Below are 25,286 nucleotides of genomic sequence, written 5' to 3'. Positions count from 1 at the left end.
TGAACATGGCTGAGAAACGTAATATTTTTCTTGTTGGCCCTATGGGTGCCGGCAAAAGTACAATCGGTAGACACCTAGCTCAACAACTTCATATGGAGTTTGTTGATTCTGATACCGTAATTGAAGAGCGCACTGGCGCAGACATCGCATGGGTGTTTGACGTTGAAGGTGAAGAAGGTTTCCGCAAGCGCGAAGAAACTGTCATTAACGATCTAACCGAGCAGCAAGGCATCGTACTTGCGACCGGTGGTGGTTCTGTGAAGAGCAAAGACAACCGTAACCGCTTGTCGGCTCGTGGTATCGTTGTTTACCTAGAAACCACAATCGAAAAACAACTTGCTCGCACTAACCGCGACAAGAAGCGTCCATTACTTCAAACGGATAACCCACGCGAAGTGCTAGAGAACCTAGCGGACGAGCGCAATGATCTTTACAAAGAAGTGGCGGACTATGTGGTTCGTACTGATGATCAAAGCGCAAAAGTGGTAGCCAACCAAATCGTAAAAATGCTAGAAGAAGGTTAATCGAAACCTTTTTCATTAGGAGAGCAAACCATGGAACGGATTACGGTCGAGCTTGGTGAGCGCAGCTACCCAATTTCAATTGGTGCCGGGTTATTTGATGACTCGGCTCAATTTGCCCAAATTCCCGACGGAAAATCAGTCGTGGTGATCACCAACACCACGGTATCCCCTCTTTATGCTCAAGTGATTCTTGAACAGTTGGAAAGCAAAGGTTGCAAAACCTCATTGCTTGAACTGCCAGACGGTGAGCAATACAAAACTCTTGATACCTTTAACACGGTTCAAACTCATCTGCTTTCGGGCAACTACGGTCGCGATGTCGTTGTAGTCGCTCTCGGCGGTGGCGTGATTGGCGATCTTGTCGGTTTTTCGGCGGCTTGCTATCAACGAGGTGTTGATTTTGTGCAGATCCCAACCACTTTGTTATCTCAAGTGGACTCATCGGTCGGTGGTAAAACAGCGGTGAACCATGAGTTGGGTAAAAACATGATCGGTGCTTTTTATCAGCCTCAAGCGGTCATCATCGATACCAACTGTTTGCGTACGTTACCTGAACGTGAGTTTGCAGCGGGTATGGCCGAGGTGATCAAGTACGGCATCATCTACGATGAGGCGTTCTTTGATTGGCTGGAGGAAAACCTCGACAAACTCTATGCACTTGATCAGCAAGCGTTAACTTATGCGATTGCGCGATGCTGTCAGATCAAAGCCGAAGTCGTTGCTCAAGACGAGAAAGAGTCAGGTATTCGTGCGTTATTGAATCTAGGTCATACATTTGGTCATGCGATAGAGGCAGAACTGGGGTATGGTAAGTGGTTACATGGAGAGGCTGTTTCTTCGGGTACTGCGATGGCTGCTCATACCGCTCAGCTGCTTGGTGATATTACGCCAGAGCAAGTCACTCGTATTATTGCTTTGCTAGAACGAGCAAAACTGCCCGTACATACGCCTGAATCTATGAGCTTTGATGATTTCATCAAGCACATGATGCGCGACAAAAAAGTGCTATCGGGCAAGTTGCGTTTGGTGCTGCCGACCTCTATCGGCACGGCGCAAGTCGTCTCTGATGTAGCGAGTGATCTGATTGAGCAAGCGATTGATTTATGTCGCAAGTAGCCAATACTTAACGATAGAGTGTTGAGGTTCGGCGACATCCGCGAATAGAATAGAGGCTCCAGTTGGAGCCTTTTTTAGTTTGAATGGGTGGTAGAAAACCGGGATGAGTTTGTCCTATGAACTGCGAGTGCTAGAGCTCGATTCACAAACCCAGCTGCTTGAAAGAGTGCAGTTGCTGACGCAATTTGCTGCAAACTTTGTGGTCGTCAAAGGTGAAGCTGGAGCCGGGAAAACCTGGCTTGCTCATCGTTATCTCGAAGCGTGGTCTTATGATAAAAACCAGTCGTTGGTGACCTGTCTGCCTAACCAGGAGGATGAGGTTAATCGCGGTAATATCCTGAGACAGCTATTCCCGCATCAAATGTACAGCTCCACCGATTCACTCAATGACAGTATCGAGCGCATTTTAGATGGTGAAGCGTGTAACATCGTCATTGTGGTCGATAATGCTCACCATGCCTCTCAAGCACTATTGGCTGAACTATGGCTACTGTATAGCGTTGCGCTTTCCACACCTAAGCAAAACATTAGTGTGGTGCTGTTTACCGCGAGTGATTCAGTATCGACTAAGCTTGCTAGATTGAGTCATGGACTGGATATTAAGCCGGTTGAGCTGGATATCGATGAATTACCAGAGGAAGAGGCTGAACGTTTTTTTGAGAGTTTGGTTCTACGCTATCTCGATGAAAGCGTTGAAAAAAGAATCAAAAGCGCGTTTACTAATATCAGACCACTTCCGGGAGAAATTTTGGCGCTAGGAGAGCACAAAGTGGAAAAGAAAGTGATTATTCGTTCATTAGTGGGCTCGCCTGCGAAGATTGCCGTCACCGTTGCCGTTATTCTGTTGCTGTTGTTCTTAGGCTATCGCTGGCTCCTGCAAGCGCCGAAGCCGAGTATTGCGCCAGTCGAAACGGCGAGTGAACAGACCGTGATCCCGACCTTAGAGCAGCCAGTAGATGCTGCAAGTGAAGAGCAAGCGCAAAAAGCCAATCAAGAAATGCCATCGGATCTGAGCGCGACGGATGATTCCGAGGCATTACCACCGGCGGTAACGTCAGAAACAGCCAGTGTGGGCGTCGCGGAAACAGGTGAACGTGTCGTGATCACCTCTGATGTGGTTGATGCTTTGCTAGAAGATAAAACCGACATTGCCGCGCAGCAAGCTAAAGAAATCCAGCAAGCGGTAGATAGTGCAAAAACCACGAGCAATATTCAGCCCGTGGCCATTGAGTCTCCATCAGAGGTGGTGATTGATGATGGTGTAACAGAAGCGCTGCAAACGCCCATTACGTTCTCGTTTGCGCGAGACCAGCTAAATGCATTAGCCTCGAATAGCTACACGCTACAGATTGCGGCGATGACAGAGTTGGAAGATGTGCAGCTATTTTTGAATCAGCATAGTTTTGATAAGCCGGTGCGCATTTATCCGACTCTGCGTGGCGAGGAAAAGTGGTTTATCGTCACTTACGACAATTACGCGACGATTCAGCAAGCACGTGATGCGGCGGAGAAGCTTCCTACAGAGCTACAGTCGCTTGGTCCATGGCCAAAAGCGCTGAGCCAAGTGAAGCGTGAAATTGCTCGCTGGACTGAATAAGCTTTCGACCTAGTCGCTTGTGAGCGAGTTAACGGCGACTCAGTCAACATTTACACTAAGCGCTGTTGACCTTTCTACCAGAAAGGTCAACATAACAATTTGAATTATGATATATTCCCCAGCCTTAATTTTTGGGGTGGCAGTAAATAGAGCAAGTAATGAAGAAGCAACGTGCCTTTCTTAAGTGGGCTGGTGGAAAATATGGCTTGGTTGAAGACATTCAAAAGCATCTGCCAGACGCTAGAAAACTGGTAGAACCCTTCGTTGGTGCAGGCTCTGTTTTTCTTAATACGGATTATGAGCAATACCTGCTCGCCGATATTAACCCTGATCTTATCAATCTTTACAACCTACTCAAGACGCAGCCAGAGCAATACATTGCAGAGGCGAAACGTCTGTTTACTCCAGAGCATAATCGTAAAGAAGTCTATCTCGATATTCGCGCTCAGTTTAACCAAACCGACGACATTATGTTTCGCTCGGTGGCGTTTTTGTACATGAACCGTTTTGGGTTTAACGGCTTATGTCGTTATAACAAAAAGGGTGGCTTTAACGTGCCGTTTGGCTCCTACAAAAAGCCATACTTCCCTGAGAACGAAATGGAGTTTTTTGCAGAGAAAGCGAAGAAAGCAACGTTTGTCTGCGAGGGTTACCCTGAGACATTTAAGCGCGCTCGCAAAGGCAGCGTGATTTACTGTGATCCTCCGTACGCTCCGCTTTCCAACACGGCCAATTTTACCTCTTATGCAGGTAATGGCTTTACCTTGGACGATCAGGCTGCACTTGCCGATGTTGCTGAGCATGCGGCTTTTGACCGTGGTATTCCGGTACTTATCTCTAACCACGACACCACGCTGACGCGCCGCTTGTATCATGGAGCCCAGCTTAATGTGGTTAAAGTGAAGCGAACCATCAGCCGCAATGGTGCCGGTCGCAATAAAGTCGATGAATTGTTGGCATTATTTGAACCGCGAGATCAATAACTCCTAGCCAAGGGCTAGGATTTACCCCCTTGCTTCGGTAGAATTGCGCGCACTGTTACTGTTATGTAAAGACTCGCTTGCAATCCATTTCACTGAGGTTAGGTATGAAAGACTTTCTTATTGCTCCATCCATTCTCTCTGCAGACTTTGCTCGTTTGGGTGAGGATGTCGAAAAAGTACTCGCTGCGGGTGCTGACGTCGTTCACTTCGATGTGATGGATAATCACTATGTGCCTAACCTAACGTTCGGTGCGCCAATCTGTAAAGCGCTACGCGACTACGGCATCACTGCCCCAATTGATGTTCACCTAATGGTGAAACCTGTCGACAACATCGTACCTGACTTCGCGAAAGCGGGTGCAAGCATGATCACTTTCCATGTTGAAGCATCTGAGCATGTTGATCGCACGCTTCAGCTCATCAAAGAGCACGGCTGTCAGGCGGGTGTGGTACTCAACCCTGCAACGCCGCTTTCTTGCCTTGATTACATCATGGACAAGGTCGACCTGATTCTTCTGATGTCGGTGAACCCTGGTTTTGGCGGTCAATCATTCATCCCTTCAACGCTGGATAAGCTGCGCGAAGTTCGTAAGCGTATCGATGCGTCTGGTCGTAATATTCGACTAGAGATTGATGGCGGCGTGAAGGTCGACAACATCCGAGAAATCGCTGAAGCGGGTGCGGACATGTTTGTTGCGGGCAGCGCTATTTTCAATCGCCCTGATTACAAAGAGGTGATTGATGAGATGCGTGCTGAACTTGCGAAAGTAGAAAGCAAGTAACGGGCAGGCATGATGAGCGTAATTAAACTGGTTGTATTCGATCTCGATGGTACGCTACTTGATAGCGTGCCAGATTTAGCACTTGCCGCTGACCAAGCGGTTCAAGAACTTGGTTACCCAGCAGTAACCGAAAAGCAAGTTCGTGATTATGTTGGCAATGGTGCTGATATCTTGATTGGTCGTTCGCTGAGCCAGAGCATCGAGGTTGACCCTAGCTTGTCTCCAGATCTACTCGCGAAAGCGCGCGTTCTGTTCGATGACTTCTATAAAGCGAGCGGTCACAAACTTAGCCACCTTTATCCAGCAGTGCATCAAACACTAGATACCCTAGTCGCAAGCGGCATTACCGTGGCGCTGCTAACTAATAAGCCATCGAAGTTTGTTCCAGAACTATTAGAGCAGCACAAGCTAGATAAGTACTTCAAGCACGTATTAGGTGGTGATGCGTTTGAAAAGCGTAAGCCAGATCCTATTGCTCTGCACTGGTTGATGGATCAAGAACAAGTCTCTGCCGACCAAGTACTGATGGTTGGCGATTCGAAGAACGATATTCTTGCCGCGCGCAACGCGGGCTGTCACGCATTTGGTTTGACCTATGGCTACAACCACGGTGAGCCGATTGCTAATGCCAAGCCTGATTTTGTTGCCGACATTGTGTCGGATGTGCTAAAAGCGGTCGGTATCGATTATTAACTTCCTTAACATGCCGTGAAGCCAGTGTCTTTGGGTCTCTGCACCATAAACACTTAGCTATAAAACACTGGCAAAATACTTGCCAATGAGTACACTGCTAAAACCGCGTTAAAATAACGCGGTTTTTCATTCTCCTAAATTATCTCGTCAAGAAGTCAAAGGAATCATAATCATGAGCAAACCCATTGTATTAAGTGGTGTTCAGCCGTCAGGTGAACTAAGTATTGGTAACTACTTGGGTGCTCTACGTCAATGGCAACAAATGCAAGACGACTATGACTGCCAGTACTGCGTTGTTGACCTTCATGCCATCACGGTTCGCCAAGATCCGAAAGCGCTGCATGAAGCAACTCTAGACGCACTAGCAATCTGCCTTGCGGTTGGTGTTGATCCAAAGAAGAGCACGCTATTTGTTCAGTCACACGTACCAGAGCATGCTCAACTTGGTTGGCTTCTTAACTGCTACACCCAAATGGGTGAACTGAATCGTATGACTCAGTTTAAAGACAAGTCTCAGCGCTATGCGAACGACGTTAACGTCGGTCTATACGACTACCCAGTGCTGATGGCTGCGGATATTTTGCTATACGGTGCGCATCAAGTGCCAGTAGGTAGTGACCAGAAGCAGCACTTAGAGCTTGCGCGTGATATCGCGACTCGCTTTAACAACATCTACAGCCCTGAATCGCCAATCTTTGAAGTGCCAGAGCCGTACATTCCGACTGTGAATGCACGTGTAATGAGCTTGCAAGATGCGACTAAGAAGATGTCTAAGTCGGACGATAACCGTAAAAACGTGATCACTCTGTTAGAAGAGCCAAAGTCGATTCTTAAGAAGATCAACAAGGCGCAAACAGACACAGAGACACCACCACGCATTGCCCATGATTGGGACAACAAAGCAGGTATCTCTAACCTAATGGGTCTGTACTCTGCTGCAACCGGTAAAACGTTTGAAGAGATTGAAGCGCAGTACGCAGGCGTTGAAATGTACGGTCCATTTAAGAAAGATGTCGGTGAAGCACTCGTCGCTATGCTTGAGCCAATCCAATCTGAGTACCGTCGTATTCGTGAAGATCGTGCTTACATGGATGAAGTGATGCGCCAAGGCGCTGAAAAAGCCTCCGTTCGCGCAGCAGAGATGCTAGCGAAAGCGTACAAAGCGGTTGGTTTTGTGGCTCGCCCATAGGTGTCACGACCAATAATTAAAGTGAGCCCCTTGAACTTTGCGTTTTAGGGGCTTTTTCTTGCAATTTTGCTTTGTTGCTGCAAAATACCGCCTTGTTTTTGCCAATCAACATGACCGCGAGCGCTATGCTACTCATCATCGACAACTACGATTCCTTCACCTTCAACCTGTTTCAGTATTTTTCTGAACTGGGCGCTGAGGTGAAAGTGGTACGCAACGATGAGATTGATATTGCCGGTATTGATGCGTTAAACCCTTCTCACTTGGTCATTTCCCCAGGCCCTTGTACACCTAATGAAGCCGGGATCTCGCTCGAGGTGATCAAACACTTTGCTGGCAAATTGCCATTACTTGGTGTCTGCTTAGGTCATCAGGCGATTGCTCAGGTGTTTGGCGGCGAAGTCGTGCGCGCAAGGCAGGTGATGCATGGTAAGACGTCACCGATTCGTCATACCAACCAGAGTGTGTTCACTGGGCTCAACAATCCTCTTACCGTGACTCGCTATCACTCGCTTATTGTCGCTCGCGACAGTCTACCTGACTGCTTTGAAGTGACTGCATGGACCGAGCTTGAGAATGGTGAATTTGATGAAATTATGGGGTATCGTCACAAGAGTCTCAACATCCACGCAGTACAATTCCACCCAGAATCCATCAAGACTGAGCAAGGGCACGAGCTTTTGCGTAACTTCCTGTTGCAGAAATAGTCGATCTAGATCACTCTTTTTTGTTTTCTTATCCCTCATAAGTTTAACTTATGGCTTTGCAAATTTATTCGCTTTTACTGATGTGAAGTGAGTGAACACCTTACCTGAGCAGTTTCTTTGCCTCTTCGTCAAAAAACACTTCATTCAAATTCATTTATGATGCATAAATACTCATAAGGTGATATTGAATCCTGCGCAAAGTGCGCCTAAAAAGATTTTTTCACTATTGCTATGGTTAAATAAATGTAAATACAATGCTGCATCTGTGGAAAGTCGATAGAAAATGTTCTGTCGCCAACGGAAAGAGAAGGTTCCCCTATAGCCGCCTTATTGAAGGCCAACCTCTTTTCGCCCACACGCAGTAATAAGAAGGAATGTGTTATGACAACGGAAAAAGCGGTAACTCGTGAGTGGTTCGATGAGGTAATGGTACCTTGTTATAACCCAATGGAGATGATTCCAGTTAAGGGCGAGGGTGCGCGAGTTTGGGATCAGCAAGGTAACGAGTATATCGATTTTGCTGGTGGTATTGCGGTGAGCTGTCTAGGCCATTGCCACCCTGCGATGGTGAATGCGGTTACTGAGCAAGCCAACAAAATTTGGCACCTAAGTAATGTAATGACCAATGAGCCTGCACTGCGTCTGGCGAAAAAACTCACCGAAGTAAGTTTTGCTGAGCGAGTGTTCTTTGCCAACTCTGGTGCTGAAGCGAACGAAGCGGCATTGAAGCTTGCGCGTCGCTGGGCTGCGGACGTGCATGGTACTGAGAAATCAGAAATTATTGCCTTTAATCAAGGCTTCCACGGTCGTACCTTCTTTACGGTAACGGTGGGTGGTCAAGCAGCCTACTCCGATGGCTTTGGTCCTAAGCCAGGTGACGTAACACACATTCCTTACAACGATATCGCCGCGCTTGAAGCGCAAATGTCTGAGAAAACCTGTGCGGTCATGATGGAGCCGCTACAAGGTGAGGGCGGTATTGTTTCTCCGCAACCTGAGTTTGTTCAAGCCGTTCGTGAGCTTTGTGATAAGTACAATGCGCTGCTTATCTTTGATGAAGTGCAAACAGGTAACGGACGTACCGGTAACTTCTACGCTTACCAAGGTCTTGGTATTACGCCTGATATTCTGAGCACGGCTAAATCTCTGGGCGGCGGTTTCCCTATCGGCGCCATGCTAACCACAGAAAAACTGGCCGCTCATATGAAGGTGGGAACCCACGGCTCGACTTATGGTGGTAACCCACTCGCGTGTGCGGTAGCAGAAGCGGTTGTTGATGTGGTGTCTCGTCAAGACGTACTTGAAGGCGTTGCGGAACGTGAAGCTTGGTTCCGTGAAGGTCTTGAGAAGATCAACGCGAAATACGGCCTATTCAGTGAAATTCGCGGCAAAGGCTTGCTACTTGGTGCTGCGCTCAATGAAGAGTGGCAAGGCCGAGCTCGTGATGTATTGGTTGCCGCAGGGCAACAAGGCTTAATGGTGCTCGTTGCTGGTGCCAACGTTGTACGCTTTACGCCTTCACTGGTCATCACTCAGCAAGAAGTTGAAGAAGGATTAGCTAAACTAGACAAAGCCATTAGCACGCTAGTTTAAGCAGACAGCCGATAAGTCGGCTTTTAGATACTCTCTCGGATTTGGATGTTCCGAGAGGGTTTGCGTCAGGAGGGATTATTGATGCTTGTTGTTCGTCCTATCTCTATGTCTGACTACGATGCGCTGCACACTTGCGCGGTAGAATCAGGCCACGGTTTTACTTCTCTTCCCGTTAATGAAGAGCTACTGACAAACCGAATTACTCACTCTGAATACAGCTTTGCTAAGCATGATGTCACAGCGCCTACCGACGAAGGTTATCTGATGGTTGGCTTTGACACCGAAACAGGCGAAGTGGCAGGGACAACGGGTATTGAAGGTGCGATTGGTTGGGATGTTCCTTTCTACTCTTATCACATTAGTACCGTGGTGCACTCATCGCCGAAGCTGAACGTCAACAATGTGGTGAAGCTTTTGACCTTTGGCAACAACTACACTGGCTGTAGTGAAATCTGTACCTTGTTTTTGCGTCCAGAGTTTCGTGGTGGCCTCAATGGTCGCCTAATGTCGAAGTGTCGCTTCTTGATGATGGCAGAGCACCCTGAGCGCTTTTCAAAAACCATCTTTGCAGAAATGCGCGGCGTGTCGGATGCAGAGGGTAACTCACCGTTTTGGCAGTGGTTACAAGAACACTTCTTCTCGATCGATTTCACGATGGCAGATTATCTAACAGGTATTGGTAAGAAAGGCTTTATTGCCGACCTAATGCCAAAGCTACCTATTTACATCAATTTGCTGAGTAAAGAGGCGCAAGCGGTGATCGGTCAAGTGCATGAAAACACACGTCCAGCATTAAAGCTTCTCGAGAAAGAAGGGTTTACTTGTCGTAACTATGTCGACATTTTCGATGCAGGTCCAACGGTTGAATGCGATCTTCGTAATATTCAAGCGGTGCGTGATTCATTCCGCGCTAAAGTGTCTGTCTCTGAGCACACCAGTTCACAAGATTACCTGATTGCTAACACTTCTTTTGAGCACTTCCGTGCGACGGCGGCGAAAGCGGCGTTTGACGCTGAGTCTGGAGCCGTATTGCTGTCTCCTGAGGCGGCGGATGCACTGAATGTTGCTGATGGCGACATGGTTCGCATGCTGGCTCAATAAGCGACGTTGCTCGCCTCTACAAGCAATAAGATGGCCGCTTACAGCGGCCACATTTAAAAGACCAAAGGAACTTCACTATGTCTCAACAAACTCAATGGATCTCGGGCAACTGGGTAGCGGGTCTCGGTGACGCATTTCAGTCACTGTCACCCTACGACAATAATATTATCTGGGAAGGCCAATCAGCGACGCCTGAGCAAGTCGAGCTGGCGGTATCTTCTGCTCGTAAAGCGTTTGTTGAGTGGAAAAAAAGACCGTTCGCGGAACGTGAAGCCATTGTGCTGGCGTTTGCCGACAAGGTTAAAGAACGTAGTGAAGAGATTGCCATTGCGATTGCCAAAGAAACCGGCAAGCCGTTATGGGAGACCCGCACTGAAGCGGGCGCGATGGCCGGTAAGATTGCCATTTCGATTCGTGCCTACCACCAACGCACAGGTGAGAGCCAACGCGAAGCTGCTGGCAACCAAATTGTCCTCCGTCACAGGCCTCTTGGTGTTATGGCAGTCTTTGGCCCTTATAACTTCCCTGGTCACTTACCGAATGGTCATATTGTACCGTCCTTATTGGCAGGGAACACGGTAGTCTTTAAGCCTTCAGAGCAAACCCCGCTAGTTGGTGAAATCGCGATGAAGATTTGGGAAGAGGTGGGACTGCCTGCCGGTGTCATTAACCTCGTTCAAGGTGGTAAAGAGACTGGTATCGCTCTTGCTGATTCGAAAGGCATTGATGGCGTGTTGTTTACCGGTAGTGCCAACACAGGCCATATCCTTCATCGTCAATTTGCAGGTCAACCTGGCAAGATGCTGGCGCTTGAGATGGGCGGTAACAACCCACTTGTTGTCAGTGAAGCGTTTGGTGATGTGGATGCAGCGGTATACACCATTTTGCAATCGGCCTACATCAGTGCCGGACAGCGTTGTACCTGCGCACGACGCCTTTATGTACCATTTGGTGAAAAAGGTGATCAACTAGTAGAAAGCCTAGTGTCAGCCATTAATAAGATCCGCATTGATGAGCCGTTTGCAGAGCCTGCGCCATTTATGGGACCGCAGATTTCAGAGCAGGCCGCTGATCATATTATTGCAGCGCAAGCTGAGCTAGTGAAGCTAGGTGGTAAGAGCTTAGTCGAAGCAAAACGCTTGAATGCGGCGTTTGTGACGCCAGCACTACTAGATGCGACAGATATCGCTGAGCTGCCTGATGAAGAGTACTTTGGGCCGCTACTGCAACTGGTGCGCTACGAGACCCTGGAGCAAGCGGTTGAGCTGGCAAACGACACTCGATTTGGTCTGTCGGCAGGTCTTATCTCTGAGCGTGATGAGGAGTGGCAATATTTCACAGACCACATCCGAGCAGGCATTGTAAACCGTAACCGTCAGCTCACAGGCGCGAGCGGCGATGCGCCGTTTGGTGGTCCAGGAGCTTCTGGCAACCTTCGCCCAAGTGCGTTTTACGCAGCGGATTACTGTGCTTATCCTATGGCATCAATGGAAGGCGATAACACCGTTCTTCCAGCAACTTTGAGCCCTGGTATCGAATTATAAGGAGCGGGTTATGACTGTTGACGCGTTATTTGGCCATTTGTGGCAAGACTACATTACTCGCTTATGTCCCTCAGCTCACAAGGTTCATGACTTGCTGAGAGAAGATGAGTCGCTCATCAATGACCACATTGCACTGCGAACTTTTAATGTCGCGCCATTAGGTATCGATACGTTAGCTAAGCCGTTTCTAGATCTTGGTTACGAGGTGAGTGGTCATTACGACTTTGAAGCCAAAAAGCTGACTGCGATACACCTAGAACACCGCAATGCTTTGCTTCCCAAGGTGTTTATCAGCGAATTGCGAGTGGAAGAGTGCTCTCAATCGCTACAAGATGTCGTGGCTAAGCTAGTGGCGCAGGTGGACAGCGCTAAGCTTTCCTCTGCTGAGTTCTTATATGGTGGCCGGTTGTGGGATCTGAGCTATCAAGATTTTCAAACGCTGGCGCAAGAAAGCGAATACGCTTCATGGCTTGCCGCTCATGGTTATGGCGCGAATCACTTTACAGTGAGTGTGAATCAGCTTGATCGCTTTGGTGAAGTGGTTGAGGTCAATCAGCATCTTCGTGATGCTGGGTTTGCGATTAATGAATCTGGCGGAGAGGTAAAAGGCTCACCAGAGGTTCTTTTGGAGCAATCTTCGACCATGGCAGATAAAGTGTCCGTGGCATTTGCTGATGGTGATCAGGTGATACCAGGTGGATTCTATGAGTTTGCCAAGCGATACCAGCTGGCGGATGGCCGTTACTACCAAGGCTTTGTTGCCGCATCCGCGGACAAAATCTTTGAGAGTACGCATCAATAGTTCCCCCAAAAAAAGCCCAAAAATAAAAAGCCCCAAAAACAAAAAAGCCACCTGAAGGTGGCTTTTTAAATCTTGCTAAGCGCTATTAACGGGTACCGTAAACAACGATAGTCTTACCGTGGGCAGAAATTAGGTTCTGCTCTTCTAGCATCTTAAGAATACGACCTACTGTCTCACGAGAACAACCAACGATTTGGCCAATCTCTTGACGAGTGATCTTGATTTGCATGCCGTCTGGGTGAGTCATTGCATCAGGTTGTTTCGCTAGGTTTAGTAGCGTCTGTGCAATACGACCCGTTACGTCTAGGAACGCTAGGTCACCTACTTTTTGGCTAGTCACTTGTAGACGACTTGCCATCTGAGCAGATAAGCGCATTAGAATGTCTGGGTTAACTTGGATAAGCTGACGGAACTTCTTGAATGAGATCTCCGCAACTTCACAAGGTGATTTTGCTCGTACCCATGCCGTACGCTCTTGGTCTTCTTCGAACAAGCCAAGTTCACCGATGAAGTCACCCTGGTTTAGGTAAGACAAGATCATCTCTTTGCCTTCTTCATCTTTAATCAGTACCGCTACAGAGCCTTTGACGATGTAGTAAAGCGTTTCTGCTTTCTCGCCCGCGTGAATAAGCGTGCTCTTTGATGGGTACTTGTGAATGTGGCAGTGTGAAAGGAACCACTCTAGCGTTGGGTCGGTTTGAGGTTTACCTAGAACCATATATCTTACTTCCTCTGCAGGGTATGCTTGCTGCTTTCCATATTTGTTAGCAAGCCCATTGGTTAAGACCTACTAGCATAAAAGCACTTTGAAGATGGCGCAAGCGATCTTCTGTTTCCTAGAAATAGTATCCTTTTTTACGCTGCTTTTCTTGATTTTAATCGTGTCAAAAGCGTAATTATCTATACAAAACTGTGCACATGATCACGATACAAAAAAACAGGCTGATTTAGCTCACAATTCCTAACCTATTTTCCCGGTTTCTATAAGTTGCTGAAGTATCGGTCTGACGATTAACTCCATCGCAAAACTCATCTTACCGCCCGGCACGACAATAGTGTTGTGACGCGACATGAATGAACCATCAATCATGGCTAGTAGGTACGGGAAGTCGACATTCTTGATCCCACGCAGGCGAATCACGACAAAACTCTCATCCAAACTCGGAATGCCCTTAGCATTAAGCGGGTTTGAGGTGTCCACGGTTGGGACGCGCTGGAAGTTAATGTGAGTGCGCGAAAATTGCGGTGTAATATAGCTTAAGTAGTCGTCCATCGAGCGAACAATTGAGTCAGTGACCGCTTCTCTAGAGTGACCGCGATCGCGAGTGTCTCGTACGAACTTTTGGATCCACTCGAGGTTAACAATCGGCACCATGCCGATAAGCAGGTCAACGTGCTGAGCAGCATTGACATCACCGTCGACGACTCCGCCGTGCAGGCCTTCGTAAAACAGCACATCGCTATTCTCTGGCAGGTCTTGCCATGGAGTGAAGGTGCCTGGCATTTGGTTATAAGGCACAGCCTCATCGAAGGTGTGCAGGTAGCGGCGGAACTGGCCAGTACCATTTTGCCCATAGTTGCGAAAAAACTCTTCAAGGGCAGGGAAATCATTCGCTTGAGGGCCAAAGTAGCTGATGTGTTTACCTTGCTCTTTGGCCTTGCGGATCTCGATATCCATCTCTGGGCGAGTAAAACGGTGAAAGCTATCACCTTCAATAAATGCAGGCTTGACGCTCATCATGTTGAACATCTTGCGAAATGCTTCTGACGTTGTGGTGGTTCCAGCTCCAGAGGAGCCCGTTACAGCAATGATCGGGTGTTTTGCTGACATAACACTTCCTGTGTATTTGTAATTGTCGTTATAAATTTGCTAACTCACATAAGGAGTTAGACCTTGTAGGCTAATTTCAGTTCAATAGCCTTTCAATATAGCAGCTGCTTGTGCGGCTACCGAAAAATTACAGCGAGCGACGCGATTTAATGTCGACGGTTTCGTGCAGTTCAGAGAAAACGATAACGGCTTCACCGCTTTCGAGTTGGCTGCGAACATGGCGAACCTTGTCGTCTAGCGACACCTCCGACTCACCATAGTCGGTGCCTTCGCGCAGTACGAACTCTTTAATAAGGTTATCCAGCGTATCTGCGTCAATTTGTTGCCATGGGATGATCATAAATACCTCTCAATTCTATGACCGCAGGATTATACCACTGCTGATTCACAAAGGGAGCTATCGCTGTTTTTGGCTAGTCAATAAAGTGCCGGTAGTAGCTTGGTAGGCTCTCTTCTAACCAAAAGCGCGGGCGTCGCAAACTCCCCGTCATGAACCCCACGTGACCACCTCGGTCAAGCAGTTGGTAATTGATATGGCTTGGCAGGCTAAAGGTTGGAATGACCTCGTGTGTCATAAAGGGGTCATCCTTAGCATGAATAAATCGGGTCGGTACCGTGATCTCTCGTAGGCGAGGCAGCCCTGAGCAGCGCTGATAGTAGTCATCAGCATTTTTAAATCCATGTAGCGGAGCAGTGATTAAATCATCGAACTCGTACAGCTTTTTCATGTTCTTAATGCGCTCTTCGGTCAGTCCAAGTACCTCGCTTAGCAGGTGAAGCTTGTTGAGCGCGTTCTTTTTCATTGAACTGAGCAGGTAAGAGCGATAGACCTTAGAGAAGCCTTGCTCAATACGTCTAGCACACGCTGCCAGGTCGAGCGGCGCAGAGATAACAGTTGCGCCATCGAGCTTAGTATCATCGCCGTAGTGAGCGAGATAATTGGTCAGCATATTGCCGCCAAGGGAAATGCCTACGGCAACCTTTTTACTATTTGGGTAACGATGATCCAAAAGCTCAATGAACTGTCTAGCGTCACCAATTTCACCAGAATGGTAAGCTCTGGCCAGTCGATTTGGGTTTGGTCCACAGCCGCGAAAATGCATCATGACCGACAGCCAGCCTTGCTTGGCAAAGGCGTGCATCAGCCCGTTAGCATAAGGGCTGTGAAAGCAGCCCTCTAAACCATGGAACAGAATGAACACAGGTTTGCCTCGGGCACTTTGACCATATGGGTCTTCACTCCACGCGAGCTCGACAAAGTCCCCATCTGGGGTGTCCAGGGTTTCCCATATTGGCTCGAATAGCGCTTTGCGGCGCACAAAGCGTGGGATCAGCGTCTGGATGTGTGGATTAGCGAGCCCTTTGGCGGCGATAAAGTGTGTGCTGCTCATAACGTAAATTCACTGACGGGATTGGATTGCAATAGTGCTTTTAGAGTATCTACGCCTAATTGTAGCTGCTCGATCGTTTGTGGCGAGCTCAGTGACAGGCGCACCGCAGGTGCTACCGAGCCACCAGGAGGAGCAAATAGCTCGCCCGATTTGACGATAACTCCTTGCTCTGCCGCTCTACTAACGAACTCACTCAGTCGCCAGGGCTCCGGTAGGGTTAGCCAAATGTGAAAACCGCCTTGCTGATAACGAAGGTCAAATTCGCCGAGAGCGTCTACTGCGATGGCAATACGCTTTTTCATTTCGTTATGTATGATGGTGAGGTTTCGCTCGGCATCACCTGAGGTCAGCATTTCACAAGTGAGGGCGGTGAGCAGTGGGCTTATCATCCAGCTGTGGTTTTGCAGTGTCATCACCAGATGTTGATGAAGCTTTTCCGGAGCGCTCATATAGCCCACCCGTAGACCTGGTGCGAGGCATTTAGAGAAAGCACCAATATGGATAACGCGTTCAGGCGCGAAGTTCACCATGGGAGCTGGGGCTTTTTCTAGCAGCAGACCGTTTATCTCATCTTCAATTACGTAAACATCGTAGGACTCACAGATGCGCAAGATATCGCGGCGGCGCTCTTCAGGCATAATGGCAGTGGTTGGGTTTTGCAACGTTGGCGTTAAGTAGATAAATCGCGGCGAGTAGCGCTGACAACATACCTCTAATGACTCTGGCGTAATACCAAACTCATCCATGTCCACGCCTTTGAGTGTCAACTGATTCTGGCGCGCCAAACTAATTACACCCGGGTAGGTGTACTTTTCTACCAAGATGGTATCGCCTGCGCGAGTGAAGGTATCGAGCACCATCTGAATTGCATGCTGCGCGCCGGAACTAAACAGCATCCTATGTGCGGGTAGCTTGATGCCTTTGTCATTGAGCCAATTAGCAACAATGCTGCGGTGTGCATCGAGTCCTGCTGGAGGCTGATAGAGCATCAATTGGTTGAGGTGCGAGTTAGAACCAGAGATACGCTGCATGGCGTGTTTCAGCATATCGCTTCTATCGAGCTGAGGTGGAATATTGTAGCCAAAGTTCATTTCGCCTTGTGCCACCGTGCTTTGCTCGAACACCCAGCTTGGTTTATTGGTATCCGAGACATAGGTGCCAGCACCCACTTTTGCTTCCACTAAGCCCCTTCGTTCTACCTCAGCATAGGCTCGGGTAATCGTACCTACCGTGACACCGAGCTTGTCTGCAAGCCAGCGGTGAGTGGGCAGTTTACTGTTTGCCTTGAGATCGCCACCTTCGATCATTGTGGCGATCTGATCGGCGATCTGCTTGTAGATCGGCGCTGGATCTTGCTTGAATACGGTAATTGTCTCGATTGTCATGGTGACAATAAATCCTTTGCGTCTTATTTATGGCTTTGTTAGGGTTATTTTGAGCTCGAATTAACAATAAATCAACGTATTTATGTGAATTGTATCGATACAATTCACGTTGTAGAGGGAGAAGAGGGATGGATTGGTCATTTTTGCTATCAGTGGCATTGTTTGCCGTGGTTATGACGGGGACTCCGGGTCCTAATAACGTCATGCTAACAGCGTCGGGTGCTAACTTTGGCTATGTTAGATCGATCCCGCACTTTCTTGGGATTGGCCTTGGCCTGATCAGCTTGATCTTATTGAATGGCGCAGGTCTTGGCGTGATCTTCCAAACTTACCCGGTGGTTCAGGAAGTTCTCAAATGGCTGGGCAGCGCGTATTTGCTCTATTTGGCTTGGCGAATTCTAACCGCAGGGATCAACAAGGGAGAATCCGATAGCAAGGCCAAACCTATGACCTGCTTTGAAGCCATGACATTTCAATACCTGAATCCGAAAGCCTGGGTGATGTCGGTAACCGCCGTGAGTTCGTTTGCATTGAGTGGTGACTACTATTGGTGGTCGTTGGTGGGGATATCGGTGATCTTTTTGCTGGTTCAGATACAAACGTCGTCGGTATGGGTAGGGTTTGGCACCTTCATTCGCCGCTGGCTAGCAACGCCCACGGCATGGCGCCGCTTTAACTCCAGTATGGCACTGCTTACCGCGTCATGTGTGGTGTTTATTTGGTAGCAAGTTCGCTGACGGGTTTGGCGAAGATAAGCCCTAGATGCTCAGCGCCAAGTTGGCGGCAGTAGCCGAGTACGAGTGCTTCACCCTGTTTCGGGCTGAGCGTTAACGCATTAATGCAATCAACAAGGTCGGATTGCTGCTGCTTCTCGAGGCTGAGTTCAAACTCAAGCGCTTCACGATAGAGACTATCAACCACGCTGTGCTTGAGTTGACGGCGAATATCGCGAAATTGATGCAGCAGTTTTTCCGTGCGACCGAGGCAGGATTGGACGTGATGCCAATCTTCAGCATTGAAGCGAAGTGCCTGTTCGTCTAGGCACTTCAGTAGCAACAGCAAATTGACGTTGCCGTGGTAGTGATTTTGCAGATTTAAGCACGCCTCTTTTACCTCTCGCACCCCGTAGTACTGCAGGCTAAACTGCCATAGGTGCTCAAAAGTGAGATTTGAAGATGCGTGCTCGCGGGTCATGATTGATTGAATTCCTGTTCCATCTGCTCAAGAACTTCTTGCTGCGCCATCCAGTCCATTTCGACTTCTTCAAGTTCGGATTTGCTGGAGGCTTGTTTGGCAAGTACTTCATTAAGTTTAGCTTTATTTTCCGCATCATACAGAGAAGTATCAGACAATTGCTCCTCTGCCTCAGCGATGAGGGCGGATAACTTATCCATTTTTTCCTCAAGCTTTGTCAGTGTTTTGCGAATTGGCGCGGTTTGCTTACGAAACTCGGCGTCTTTGCGTTTTTGCTCTTTCTTAGCGGCTGCACTGTTATTTGAGGCTTTATCTGGCTCATTGGCTTGAGCCTCTTTACGCTCAATTTTTTGCTGCTCTGTCAGCCACTTATAGTAGTCAACGAGGTCGCCATTAAATGGCGCTACCTGACGATCGTGGACTAGGTATAGGTCATCGGTGGTCGCGCGCAGTAAGTAGCGATCGTGGCTGACGATGACCATGGCACCTTCAAAGGTTTGCAGAGCCAGTGTTAGTGCTTGGCGCATATCCAGATCAAGGTGGTTGGTCGGTTCATCGAGTAGTAAAAGGTTGGGCTTTTCCCATACAACAAGCGCTAATACCAGTCTGGCTTTTTCACCACCGGAGAACGGCGCGACTTTTTCAAGCGCTTTGTCACCTTGGAAACCAAAGCTTCCTAAGTAATCACGAAGCTGCTGCTCGGTGTGCTGCGGCGCGATCTGCATCATATGTTGCAGCGGCGTCTCTTCTGGGTGCAGGGTTTCCAGTTGGTGCTGAGCAAAGTAACCAATTTTAACGCCTTGAGAGTAATTAAGATCGCCCTCTTTAGCGCCAAGCTCGCCTGACAGCAGTTTGATCAGCGTGGATTTACCTGCGCCATTACGACCTAAAAGACCAATTCGGCTACCTGGAACCAGGTTTAGACGGATCTTTTCAAGAATGATGTTGTCATCGTAACCCGCCGAAACCTCATCCATCATGATGATGGGATTTGGCAGTGCCGCAGGCTCTCTGAATTCGAAGCTAAATGGATTATCAAACTGAGCTGGCAGCACTTTTTCCATGCGTTCCAGCGCTTTGATACGGCTTTGCGCTTGGCGTGCTTTCGATGCTTTATAGCGGAAGCGGTCAATGTACTTCCGCATATGCGACATCTGCTTTTGCTGCTTCTGGTATTGAGCTTGTTGCAAGATGAGTTTTTGCGCGCGCTGTTCTTCAAACGAGGAGTAGTTGCCCGTGTACTCGTTCAGCAGTTGATTCTCGATATGGATAATGCGGCCAACGATTGGATCGAGAAAATCTCGGTCGTGCGAGATCAAGACAAGTGTACCTGGGTAGCTTTGTAGCCAGCGTTCAAGCCACATTACGGCATCTAAGTCCAAGTGGTTGGTTGGTTCGTCGAGCAGCAGTAGATCTGAGCGGCACAATAGCGCCTGCGCTAGGTTAAGGCGCATACGCCAACCACCCGAGAATTGAGTCAGATTCCAGGTCATCTGCTCTTGGCTAAAACCCAGACCGTCGAGAAGCTCTGCGGCGCGAGCACGGATGCTGTAACCGCCAATGACTTCGATTTTGCCATGCAGTTCAGCAACCAGAGTACCGTTGTCTTGTTGCTCTGCGTCAACAAGCTTTTGTTCAAGTGCGCGATACTCTCGATCGCCATCAATCACGTATTCAATAGCGGTGCGCTCTAGTGCTGGGGTTTCCTGTGCGACCCAAGCGAGCTCCCAATGGGATGGCTGACTAAATGAGCCTGCATCAATGGAGAGTTCGTCTTTGAGCAGCGCAAACAGGGTGGATTTACCACAACCGTTTTTGCCGACTAGACCCACTTTGTCACCAGGGTGAATGGTGGCAGAGGCTTGGTCGAGCAGTGGTTTACCGCCGCGAAGCAATTGAATATCAGAGAAGGTGATCATAAGGAAACAACTAGCTAGTGATTGAAATTTCGACCCACGAATACTATGAGGAAAGCAGTGAAATGTCGATCATTATCCCTTGGGAGAAGGCATAAATAGCAAGGCAATCAGGGGCAAACTAACCTGCACGAACGATGAAGTTTGGTATATGATGGAACAAACTGATAACAAAAACAGAATGATTTCAATAACAATCATCACTGTCTACCCTTAAAGATTAGGGTAAAGAAGAGTGACTGACTCTCGCTGTTGTTAGAGAGCAGTTTACGAAGTCGTAAGTATGGAGATGGTTTTCAAGGAATGACGTCAGAATTACAACACTTAAACCAATCCCCAAAAGTTCTGGTGATCTATGCGCACCCAGAGCCACAAAACTCTATCGCCAATCAGGTGATGCTCAAGAAAATCCAATCTCTGGATAATGTTACCCTGCGCGATTTATATGCCCTGTATCCCGACTTCTTTATTGACGTCAATGCTGAGCATCAGATGCTACTTGAGCACGACGTAATTGTGTTTCAGCATCCACTGTATATGTATTCCTGCCCATCGCTGCTCAAAGAGTGGATTGACCGAGTGCTGGGTAAAGGCTTCGCGTTTGGTGATGATTGTGCTTTAGAAGGTAAGTATTGGCGCAGCGTCATTACTACCGGAGGCAAAGAGTCGGCCTTTAGCCAATCTGGTTATAACAAGTACCCACTTGAACAAATATTGCAGCCATTTGAGCTCAGCGCTGCCCTGTGCAAAATGCACTGGATGGAGCCTTTGGTGCTCTATTGGTCTCGCCGTATAGATGATATGGATCGCTATCAGCATGCCGAGCTTTATAGGCAGTGGCTGATGCATCCCTTTGATGAGTCATTGATGATGTCGTCGCTTACGACAAAGGAGGCGGTTGATGGCAATGGCGAATGATTTTCTGCAAAGCAGTGTGATATTTCTCTCTGCGGCAGTAGTGGCCGTGCCGATTGCTCAGCGCCTTGGCCTTGGGAGTGTGCTTGGCTACTTGTTGGCGGGTGTGGCGATTGGCCCTTGGGGGTTAGGCCTTATCAGTGATGTGGATGAGATCCTTCACTTCGCTGAATTTGGTGTGGTGTTGCTGCTGTTCTTAATTGGTCTCGAGCTAAACCCCAAAAAGCTTTGGCAAATGCGGGTACCGATACTCGGTCTCGGTGGGGCGCAGGTATTAGTGACGACTTTGGTGTTATCGGCTATCGCTTCGCTGTTTGGTCTGACTTGGCAGACAAGCTTAGCCATAGGGATGGCGTTAGCGCTCTCTTCTACCGCGATTGCACTGCGGGTGATAGAAGAGCAAGGGTTGGCGGGTGGCGAAACGGGTCAGTCCGGTTTTGCAGTGTTGCTATTTCAAGATATCGCCGTAATCCCTATGTTGGCGCTGCTTCCGGTATTGGCGGGCAATACCGCGGGCAACTGGGGGGACATCCTGTGGATGCTTGCTGGTGTGCTCGGACTGCTCATCGGTGGCCACTACTTAATTCGACCATTATTTCGCTATGTCGTGATGAGCGGTGTACGAGAACTATTTACGGTGGCGGCGCTACTACTGGTGATCGGTATTGCGGCCTTTATGCAAAAGCTGGGTCTTTCGATGGCACTCGGCACCTTTTTGGCTGGGGTGCTACTTGCAGAGAGTGAATATCGTCATGAGCTTGAGATAGCCATTGAACCGTTTAAAGGCTTATTGCTTGGTCTGTTCTTTATTGCGGTGGGAATGGCGGTCAATCTAGGACTTTTGGTCTCTGAACCGTTAAAGGTACTGTTTGCTGTTGTGTCATTGGTGGTCATCAAAGGCTTGATACTTTATGTATTAGCAAGGTTGTTTGGTATTCGCCCTAAAGCGCGCAGTAAGATGGCAGCCATTTTGAGTCAAGGTGGTGAGTTTGCTTTCGTTATCTTCACTGCAGCAAGCGCACAAGGTTTGTTACCTGCTGCAGAGTCGGCTTTCTTATTGGTTGTGGTGAGTTTGTCCATGGTAACGACACCACTGCTTCTGATGGGACAGAAAAAGTGGTTTGAAAAATCGTTGAACCAAGAGCAGGAAATCACGATTAAAACCGACGTCGAAGACAGGCAGCCAAGGGTCATTATTGCTGGCTTTGGCCGTTTTGGACAAATTGTTGGCCGTTTGATGTACGCCAATAAGGTCAAAATTACCGTACTAGAGAGTGATGCGAGCCAAATTCATCTGTTAAGAAAATATGGATACAAAGTATTTTACGGGGATGCCACTCAGTTAGACTTGTTGCGCGCCGCTGGCGCAGACAAAGCCGAAGCTATTATTGTCTGTACTGACTCACCGGAAGAGATCATGGAAGTGGTCGACCTATGTCATAAGCACTTCCCGTCGCTAAAGGTACTAGCGCGTGCTCGAAGCCGTGTGGAAGCATACCAATTAATGAACCATGGAGTGGATCGCTATTCTCGAGAGACCTTTTTGGGGGCGCTTGATCTAGGTCGCCAAGCCCTTATTGAACTGGGTTTTCACCCTTATGAGGCTAAACGCGCAGAAGCGCATTTTAAAAAGTTGGATAATGCCATGCTCAAAGAGCTGTTGCCGCAGCACAGTGAAGATAAACAGCTGGCTCAGCGCTCAAAAGAAGCTCGTAAAGAGCTCGAAGAGATCTTTGGCCGTGAAATGGAAAAAGACCGCCAGTCTCGAAATTTTTGGGATTAGGCAAGTAAGGTCATCTGGATAGTAGGAAGTAACATGAGCAGTACCAAGAAACGTTTTATCGCCGGGGCAAGCTGCCCGAAATGCTCCACTCAAGACAGTTTGCGCTGGTGGATAGAGAATAATGTTGAGTGGGTAGAGTGTGTGGATTGTGAGTTCACCGAGCAGAGAACCCCTAAAGCTGTAGAAAAATCTGAACGAAGTGATGAAGAATTAATCGGTATTTTTAAGCCGGAATGATTGAGTTTCTATTTTCTATCCCCATAATATGCTCACACGCCGCCTAATGGCGGCATTGTTTAAATAAGGCTGAGTGGTTCTTGTAACCGTGCAGTCTTAGTGCCAATCCTTTGGAGTATCCATGAAAATTGCTAAGAACGCAGTAGTAAGCCTAGCGTACCAAGTAAAAACTGAAGATGGTGTCGTTGTTGATCAATCAACAGTAGACGCACCTCTAGATTACCTACACGGCCACAACAACCTTATCACTGGCCTAGAAAAGGAACTTGAAGGCAAAGAAGCAGGCGACAAGTTCACTGCGACTGTTTCTCCAGAAGATGCGTACGGCGAGCACAATGACGCGCTAGTTCAGCGTGTGCCAGCAAACGTATTCCAAGGCGTTGACACTATTGAAGTAGGTATGCGTTTCCTAGCGGATACAGACCAAGGTCCAATCCCTGTAGAAGTAACAGAAGTAGATGGCGACGAAGTGGTGGTTGATGGTAACCACATGCTAGCTGGCCAAACGCTAACGTTTGACGTTGAAGTGGTAGCACTTCGCGAAGCAACAGCAGAAGAGATCGAGCACGGTCACATTCACCAAGGTGGCGGTAGCTGCTGTGGTGGTGAAGGTCACGGTGAAGAAGGTGGCTGTTGTGGTGGTGACGACCACGGTGAGAAGAAAGAAGACGGTTGCTGCGGTGGCGGCGGTTGTGGTTCTCACTAATCACAAGCTTTTCAAAGGCCTCCCATTGGGAGGCCTTTGTCGTTTATAGTACTTATAAAAATAACCAAGAATAAGGAAGTGATGTATGCCCCAGCCTTTTGCTATCGCGATTCATGGTGGTGCCGGGACGATTCTTAGAGCGCAGATGAGTGACGAGTTAAAGCAGCAGATACTCGATGCGCTAACCCAGTCAGTGAAAGCGGGTGCTGCGGTATTGGAAGCAGGTGGTGATGCTCTTGATGCTGCAGTGACTGCGGTACAGGTTATGGAAGATTCGCCGCACTTTAACGCTGGTAAAGGCTCAGTGTTGACTCACAACGAGATGGTCGAGATGGATGCCTCTGTGATGCACGGCGCTCAACAAGACGCAGGTGCGGTGGCTGGTGTTAGGCATATTAAAAACCCGATTGCACTTGCTCGTGATGTGATGCGTGGCAGTGATCATGTGCTTTTGATTGGCGAAGGCGCGGAAAAGTTTGCCTTTGAGCAAGGACATGAGTACACAGAACAAGATTACTTCTTCACTGAGCGACGCTATGAGCAGCTTCAATCGATGAAAGAAAAAGGGCTGTTTGCGTTATCGGAATCAAAATACCCCGACGATAAAAAGTACGGCACGGTAGGTGCAGTCGCGTTGGATAAGCAGGGCAACCTAGCCGCAGCCACCAGTACTGGAGGCGTGACCAATAAAAAATATGGCCGTGTTGGCGACACTGCCATCATAGGTGCGGGCACTTACGCTGAGAACAATAACGTCGCCGTATCGACTACAGGCATGGGCGAGTACTTTATCCGTAAAACGGTAGCTGTTGATGTTGCAGCGCGCATGCGTTATCTCAAAGAAGACGTACATACGGCCTCAGAAAGCGTGATACAGGGTGAACTCAAACAGATGGGCGGAGAAGGCGGCCTTATCGCCATCGACGCAAGCGGCGACATTCACTTCGCAATGAACAGCTCTGGAATGTACCGAGCATCAATTGATTCGGAAGGTGCGCTCTCCGTTAAAATTTACGCCGACGAGTAAACGCTGTTTAGATTTATGGTTTTCTAGCCTAAGGACCAAGAACCAAGGACCAAGAACCAATCCCCCGCTCTTTAAAATTGCTTGCTTATTATTCGCCCTTTCTGTAACATTTGCGCTCCTTAATTCTCGGTCTTTTTTATTAGTTCCTTGCTTCCTCTGGATGACCGAGCCAAACGTGGAAGCTAATAATCCGTAAGGAGCAACCAATGCGTCATTACGAAATCGTATTCATGGTGCACCCTGATCAAAGCGAGCAAGTTGCTGGCATGA

Annotated in this window: 25 protein-coding genes and 1 pseudogene; 19 read left to right on the top strand and 7 right to left on the bottom strand. The window is 48.3% G+C overall.

All coding sequences use genetic code 11. From position 1 onward, the window contains the following. The first annotated feature begins 5 nt into the window (after positions 1-5). From aroK to ACJB0T_RS18435, 12 genes are all read left to right on the top strand, one after another. Positions 6-524, top strand: coding sequence for a shikimate kinase AroK (gene aroK, locus ACJB0T_RS18490; RefSeq protein ID WP_042477283.1), 519 nt, complete (start codon positions 6-8; stop codon positions 522-524). Positions 525-554: 30 nt separating this feature from the next. Beyond that, positions 555-1,640, top strand: coding sequence for a 3-dehydroquinate synthase (gene aroB / locus ACJB0T_RS18485; protein WP_479291724.1), 1,086 nt, complete (start codon positions 555-557; stop codon positions 1,638-1,640). Between the two features lie 103 nt (positions 1,641-1,743). Then, the gene (locus ACJB0T_RS18480) at positions 1,744-3,237 is read left to right on the top strand and encodes an AAA family ATPase (protein ID WP_479291723.1); all 1,494 of its coding nucleotides are present in this window, start codon (positions 1,744-1,746) and stop codon (positions 3,235-3,237) included. Between the two features lie 158 nt (positions 3,238-3,395). Continuing rightward, positions 3,396-4,220 (top strand): Dam family site-specific DNA-(adenine-N6)-methyltransferase, encoded by an 825-nt coding sequence (locus tag ACJB0T_RS18475; protein ID WP_479291722.1) that lies wholly within the window; start codon positions 3,396-3,398, stop codon positions 4,218-4,220. A gap of 104 nt (positions 4,221-4,324) precedes the next feature. Continuing rightward, positions 4,325-5,002 (top strand): ribulose-phosphate 3-epimerase, encoded by a 678-nt coding sequence (rpe, locus tag ACJB0T_RS18470; RefSeq protein WP_042477203.1) that lies wholly within the window; start codon positions 4,325-4,327, stop codon positions 5,000-5,002. A 12-nt stretch (positions 5,003-5,014) separates the two neighbouring features. After that, positions 5,015-5,695, top strand: a complete 681-nt coding sequence (locus ACJB0T_RS18465; RefSeq protein ID WP_479292334.1) for a phosphoglycolate phosphatase — start codon at positions 5,015-5,017, stop codon at positions 5,693-5,695. A gap of 172 nt (positions 5,696-5,867) precedes the next feature. Continuing rightward, entirely contained in the window at positions 5,868-6,884 is a 1,017-nt protein-coding gene (gene trpS / locus ACJB0T_RS18460) for a tryptophan--tRNA ligase (protein WP_479291720.1), read from the top strand. 125 nt (positions 6,885-7,009) lie between these two features. After that, positions 7,010-7,591, top strand: a complete 582-nt coding sequence (locus tag ACJB0T_RS18455) for an aminodeoxychorismate/anthranilate synthase component II (RefSeq protein ID WP_479292332.1) — start codon at positions 7,010-7,012, stop codon at positions 7,589-7,591. Between the two features lie 381 nt (positions 7,592-7,972). Beyond that, the gene (locus ACJB0T_RS18450) at positions 7,973-9,184 is read left to right on the top strand and encodes an aspartate aminotransferase family protein (RefSeq protein WP_479291719.1); all 1,212 of its coding nucleotides are present in this window, start codon (positions 7,973-7,975) and stop codon (positions 9,182-9,184) included. Between the two features lie 81 nt (positions 9,185-9,265). Continuing rightward, the gene (gene astA, locus ACJB0T_RS18445; protein ID WP_479291717.1) at positions 9,266-10,285 is read left to right on the top strand and encodes an arginine N-succinyltransferase; all 1,020 of its coding nucleotides are present in this window, start codon (positions 9,266-9,268) and stop codon (positions 10,283-10,285) included. A gap of 77 nt (positions 10,286-10,362) precedes the next feature. Beyond that, complete coding sequence (gene astD / locus ACJB0T_RS18440) at positions 10,363-11,829, top strand: succinylglutamate-semialdehyde dehydrogenase (protein ID WP_479291715.1); 1,467 nt, start codon at positions 10,363-10,365, stop codon at positions 11,827-11,829. A 10-nt stretch (positions 11,830-11,839) separates the two neighbouring features. Beyond that, complete coding sequence (locus ACJB0T_RS18435; RefSeq protein WP_479291713.1) at positions 11,840-12,631, top strand: DUF1338 domain-containing protein; 792 nt, start codon at positions 11,840-11,842, stop codon at positions 12,629-12,631. 85 nt (positions 12,632-12,716) lie between these two features. Here ACJB0T_RS18435 and crp read toward each other — a convergent pair whose 3' ends face one another. The 5 genes from crp to ACJB0T_RS18410 form a co-directional block, all read right to left on the bottom strand. Further along, entirely contained in the window at positions 12,717-13,349 is a 633-nt protein-coding gene (crp, locus tag ACJB0T_RS18430) for a cAMP-activated global transcriptional regulator CRP (RefSeq protein ID WP_004410522.1), read from the bottom strand. A 243-nt stretch (positions 13,350-13,592) separates the two neighbouring features. Further along, positions 13,593-14,462 carry a phosphoribulokinase gene (locus ACJB0T_RS18425; protein WP_252012661.1) on the bottom strand — a complete coding sequence of 290 codons (870 nt, stop codon included), beginning with the start codon at positions 14,460-14,462 and terminating at the stop codon, positions 13,593-13,595. 127 nt (positions 14,463-14,589) lie between these two features. Then, entirely contained in the window at positions 14,590-14,802 is a 213-nt protein-coding gene (locus ACJB0T_RS18420; RefSeq protein WP_042477224.1) for a YheU family protein, read from the bottom strand. A gap of 73 nt (positions 14,803-14,875) precedes the next feature. Beyond that, on the bottom strand, positions 14,876-15,853 hold the full coding sequence (locus ACJB0T_RS18415; protein WP_479291711.1) for a hydrolase: 978 nt from the start codon (positions 15,851-15,853) through the stop codon (positions 14,876-14,878). Further along, a complete protein-coding gene (locus ACJB0T_RS18410; protein ID WP_479291710.1) occupies positions 15,850-17,238 on the bottom strand; it encodes an aminotransferase-like domain-containing protein in 1,389 nt (462 codons plus the stop codon). The genes ACJB0T_RS18415 and ACJB0T_RS18410 overlap by 4 nt, the downstream gene beginning before the upstream one ends. A gap of 128 nt (positions 17,239-17,366) precedes the next feature. Between ACJB0T_RS18410 and ACJB0T_RS18405 the strand changes: the two genes are divergently transcribed. Further along, entirely contained in the window at positions 17,367-17,963 is a 597-nt protein-coding gene (locus tag ACJB0T_RS18405; protein ID WP_479291709.1) for a LysE family translocator, read from the top strand. On the opposite strand, the gene ACJB0T_RS18400 is transcribed toward ACJB0T_RS18405, so the two are convergent. Then, entirely contained in the window at positions 17,953-18,432 is a 480-nt protein-coding gene (locus ACJB0T_RS18400) for a TIGR02444 family protein (protein WP_479291708.1), read from the bottom strand. The genes ACJB0T_RS18405 and ACJB0T_RS18400 overlap by 11 nt on opposite strands. Next, a complete protein-coding gene (locus tag ACJB0T_RS18395) occupies positions 18,429-20,351 on the bottom strand; it encodes an ABC transporter ATP-binding protein (protein WP_479291707.1) in 1,923 nt (640 codons plus the stop codon). Before ACJB0T_RS18395 ends, ACJB0T_RS18400 begins: the two co-directional genes overlap by 4 nt. Before the next feature lie 300 nt (positions 20,352-20,651). On the opposite strand from ACJB0T_RS18395, the gene kefG reads away from it, so the two are divergent. From kefG to rpsF, 6 genes and pseudogenes are all read left to right on the top strand, one after another. Continuing rightward, positions 20,652-21,266 (top strand): glutathione-regulated potassium-efflux system ancillary protein KefG, encoded by a 615-nt coding sequence (gene kefG, locus ACJB0T_RS18390; RefSeq protein WP_479291706.1) that lies wholly within the window; start codon positions 20,652-20,654, stop codon positions 21,264-21,266. After that, positions 21,250-23,046: a glutathione-regulated potassium-efflux system protein KefB gene (kefB, locus tag ACJB0T_RS18385; RefSeq protein ID WP_479291704.1), complete on the top strand. Its 1,797-nt coding sequence runs from the start codon at positions 21,250-21,252 to the stop codon at positions 23,044-23,046. Before kefG ends, kefB begins: the two co-directional genes overlap by 17 nt. Before the next feature lie 33 nt (positions 23,047-23,079). After that, positions 23,080-23,283, top strand: coding sequence for a YheV family putative zinc ribbon protein (locus ACJB0T_RS18380; protein ID WP_338165463.1), 204 nt, complete (start codon positions 23,080-23,082; stop codon positions 23,281-23,283). 121 nt (positions 23,284-23,404) lie between these two features. Further along, the gene (gene slyD / locus ACJB0T_RS18375) at positions 23,405-23,989 is read left to right on the top strand and encodes a peptidylprolyl isomerase (protein WP_479291702.1); all 585 of its coding nucleotides are present in this window, start codon (positions 23,405-23,407) and stop codon (positions 23,987-23,989) included. Between the two features lie 85 nt (positions 23,990-24,074). Then, positions 24,075-25,016 carry an isoaspartyl peptidase/L-asparaginase family protein gene (locus ACJB0T_RS18370; RefSeq protein ID WP_479291700.1) on the top strand — a complete coding sequence of 314 codons (942 nt, stop codon included), beginning with the start codon at positions 24,075-24,077 and terminating at the stop codon, positions 25,014-25,016. 206 nt (positions 25,017-25,222) lie between these two features. Next, positions 25,223-25,286, top strand: a pseudogene (gene rpsF, locus ACJB0T_RS18365) (30S ribosomal protein S6); the annotation flags it as partial.

The sequence above is a fragment of the Vibrio sp. CB1-5 genome, assembly GCF_059412285.1.
Note: the sequence above shows the minus strand (reverse complement) of the source record. Positions and strands in the feature narration are given on the sequence as shown.

Bases quoted from the DNA above. Each gene is read 5' to 3' on its own strand.
- ACJB0T_RS18420 (WP_042477224.1), bottom strand. From the start codon at position 14,802: ATGATCATCCCATGGCAACAAATTGACGCAGATACGCTGGATAACCTT.
- ACJB0T_RS18370 (WP_479291700.1), top strand. From the start codon at position 24,075: ATGCCCCAGCCTTTTGCTATCGCGATTCATGGTGGTGCCGGGACGATT.
- trpS (WP_479291720.1), top strand. From the start codon at position 5,868: ATGAGCAAACCCATTGTATTAAGTGGTGTTCAGCCGTCAGGTGAACTA.
- crp (WP_004410522.1), bottom strand. From the start codon at position 13,349: ATGGTTCTAGGTAAACCTCAAACCGACCCAACGCTAGAGTGGTTCCTT.
- slyD (WP_479291702.1), top strand. From the start codon at position 23,405: ATGAAAATTGCTAAGAACGCAGTAGTAAGCCTAGCGTACCAAGTAAAA.
- kefG (WP_479291706.1), top strand. From the start codon at position 20,652: ATGACGTCAGAATTACAACACTTAAACCAATCCCCAAAAGTTCTGGTG.
- ACJB0T_RS18480 (WP_479291723.1), top strand. From the start codon at position 1,744: ATGAGTTTGTCCTATGAACTGCGAGTGCTAGAGCTCGATTCACAAACC.
- ACJB0T_RS18475 (WP_479291722.1), top strand. From the start codon at position 3,396: ATGAAGAAGCAACGTGCCTTTCTTAAGTGGGCTGGTGGAAAATATGGC.
- ACJB0T_RS18450 (WP_479291719.1), top strand. From the start codon at position 7,973: ATGACAACGGAAAAAGCGGTAACTCGTGAGTGGTTCGATGAGGTAATG.
- ACJB0T_RS18395 (WP_479291707.1), bottom strand. From the start codon at position 20,351: ATGATCACCTTCTCTGATATTCAATTGCTTCGCGGCGGTAAACCACTG.
- ACJB0T_RS18465 (WP_479292334.1), top strand. From the start codon at position 5,015: ATGAGCGTAATTAAACTGGTTGTATTCGATCTCGATGGTACGCTACTT.
- ACJB0T_RS18435 (WP_479291713.1), top strand. From the start codon at position 11,840: ATGACTGTTGACGCGTTATTTGGCCATTTGTGGCAAGACTACATTACT.
- ACJB0T_RS18380 (WP_338165463.1), top strand. From the start codon at position 23,080: ATGAGCAGTACCAAGAAACGTTTTATCGCCGGGGCAAGCTGCCCGAAA.
- ACJB0T_RS18410 (WP_479291710.1), bottom strand. From the start codon at position 17,238: ATGACAATCGAGACAATTACCGTATTCAAGCAAGATCCAGCGCCGATC.
- rpe (WP_042477203.1), top strand. From the start codon at position 4,325: ATGAAAGACTTTCTTATTGCTCCATCCATTCTCTCTGCAGACTTTGCT.
- ACJB0T_RS18405 (WP_479291709.1), top strand. From the start codon at position 17,367: ATGGATTGGTCATTTTTGCTATCAGTGGCATTGTTTGCCGTGGTTATG.
- astD (WP_479291715.1), top strand. From the start codon at position 10,363: ATGTCTCAACAAACTCAATGGATCTCGGGCAACTGGGTAGCGGGTCTC.
- aroK (WP_042477283.1), top strand. From the start codon at position 6: ATGGCTGAGAAACGTAATATTTTTCTTGTTGGCCCTATGGGTGCCGGC.
- aroB (WP_479291724.1), top strand. From the start codon at position 555: ATGGAACGGATTACGGTCGAGCTTGGTGAGCGCAGCTACCCAATTTCA.
- ACJB0T_RS18425 (WP_252012661.1), bottom strand. From the start codon at position 14,462: ATGTCAGCAAAACACCCGATCATTGCTGTAACGGGCTCCTCTGGAGCT.
- ACJB0T_RS18415 (WP_479291711.1), bottom strand. From the start codon at position 15,853: ATGAGCAGCACACACTTTATCGCCGCCAAAGGGCTCGCTAATCCACAC.
- ACJB0T_RS18455 (WP_479292332.1), top strand. From the start codon at position 7,010: ATGCTACTCATCATCGACAACTACGATTCCTTCACCTTCAACCTGTTT.
- astA (WP_479291717.1), top strand. From the start codon at position 9,266: ATGCTTGTTGTTCGTCCTATCTCTATGTCTGACTACGATGCGCTGCAC.
- kefB (WP_479291704.1), top strand. From the start codon at position 21,250: ATGGCAATGGCGAATGATTTTCTGCAAAGCAGTGTGATATTTCTCTCT.
- ACJB0T_RS18400 (WP_479291708.1), bottom strand. From the start codon at position 18,432: ATGACCCGCGAGCACGCATCTTCAAATCTCACTTTTGAGCACCTATGG.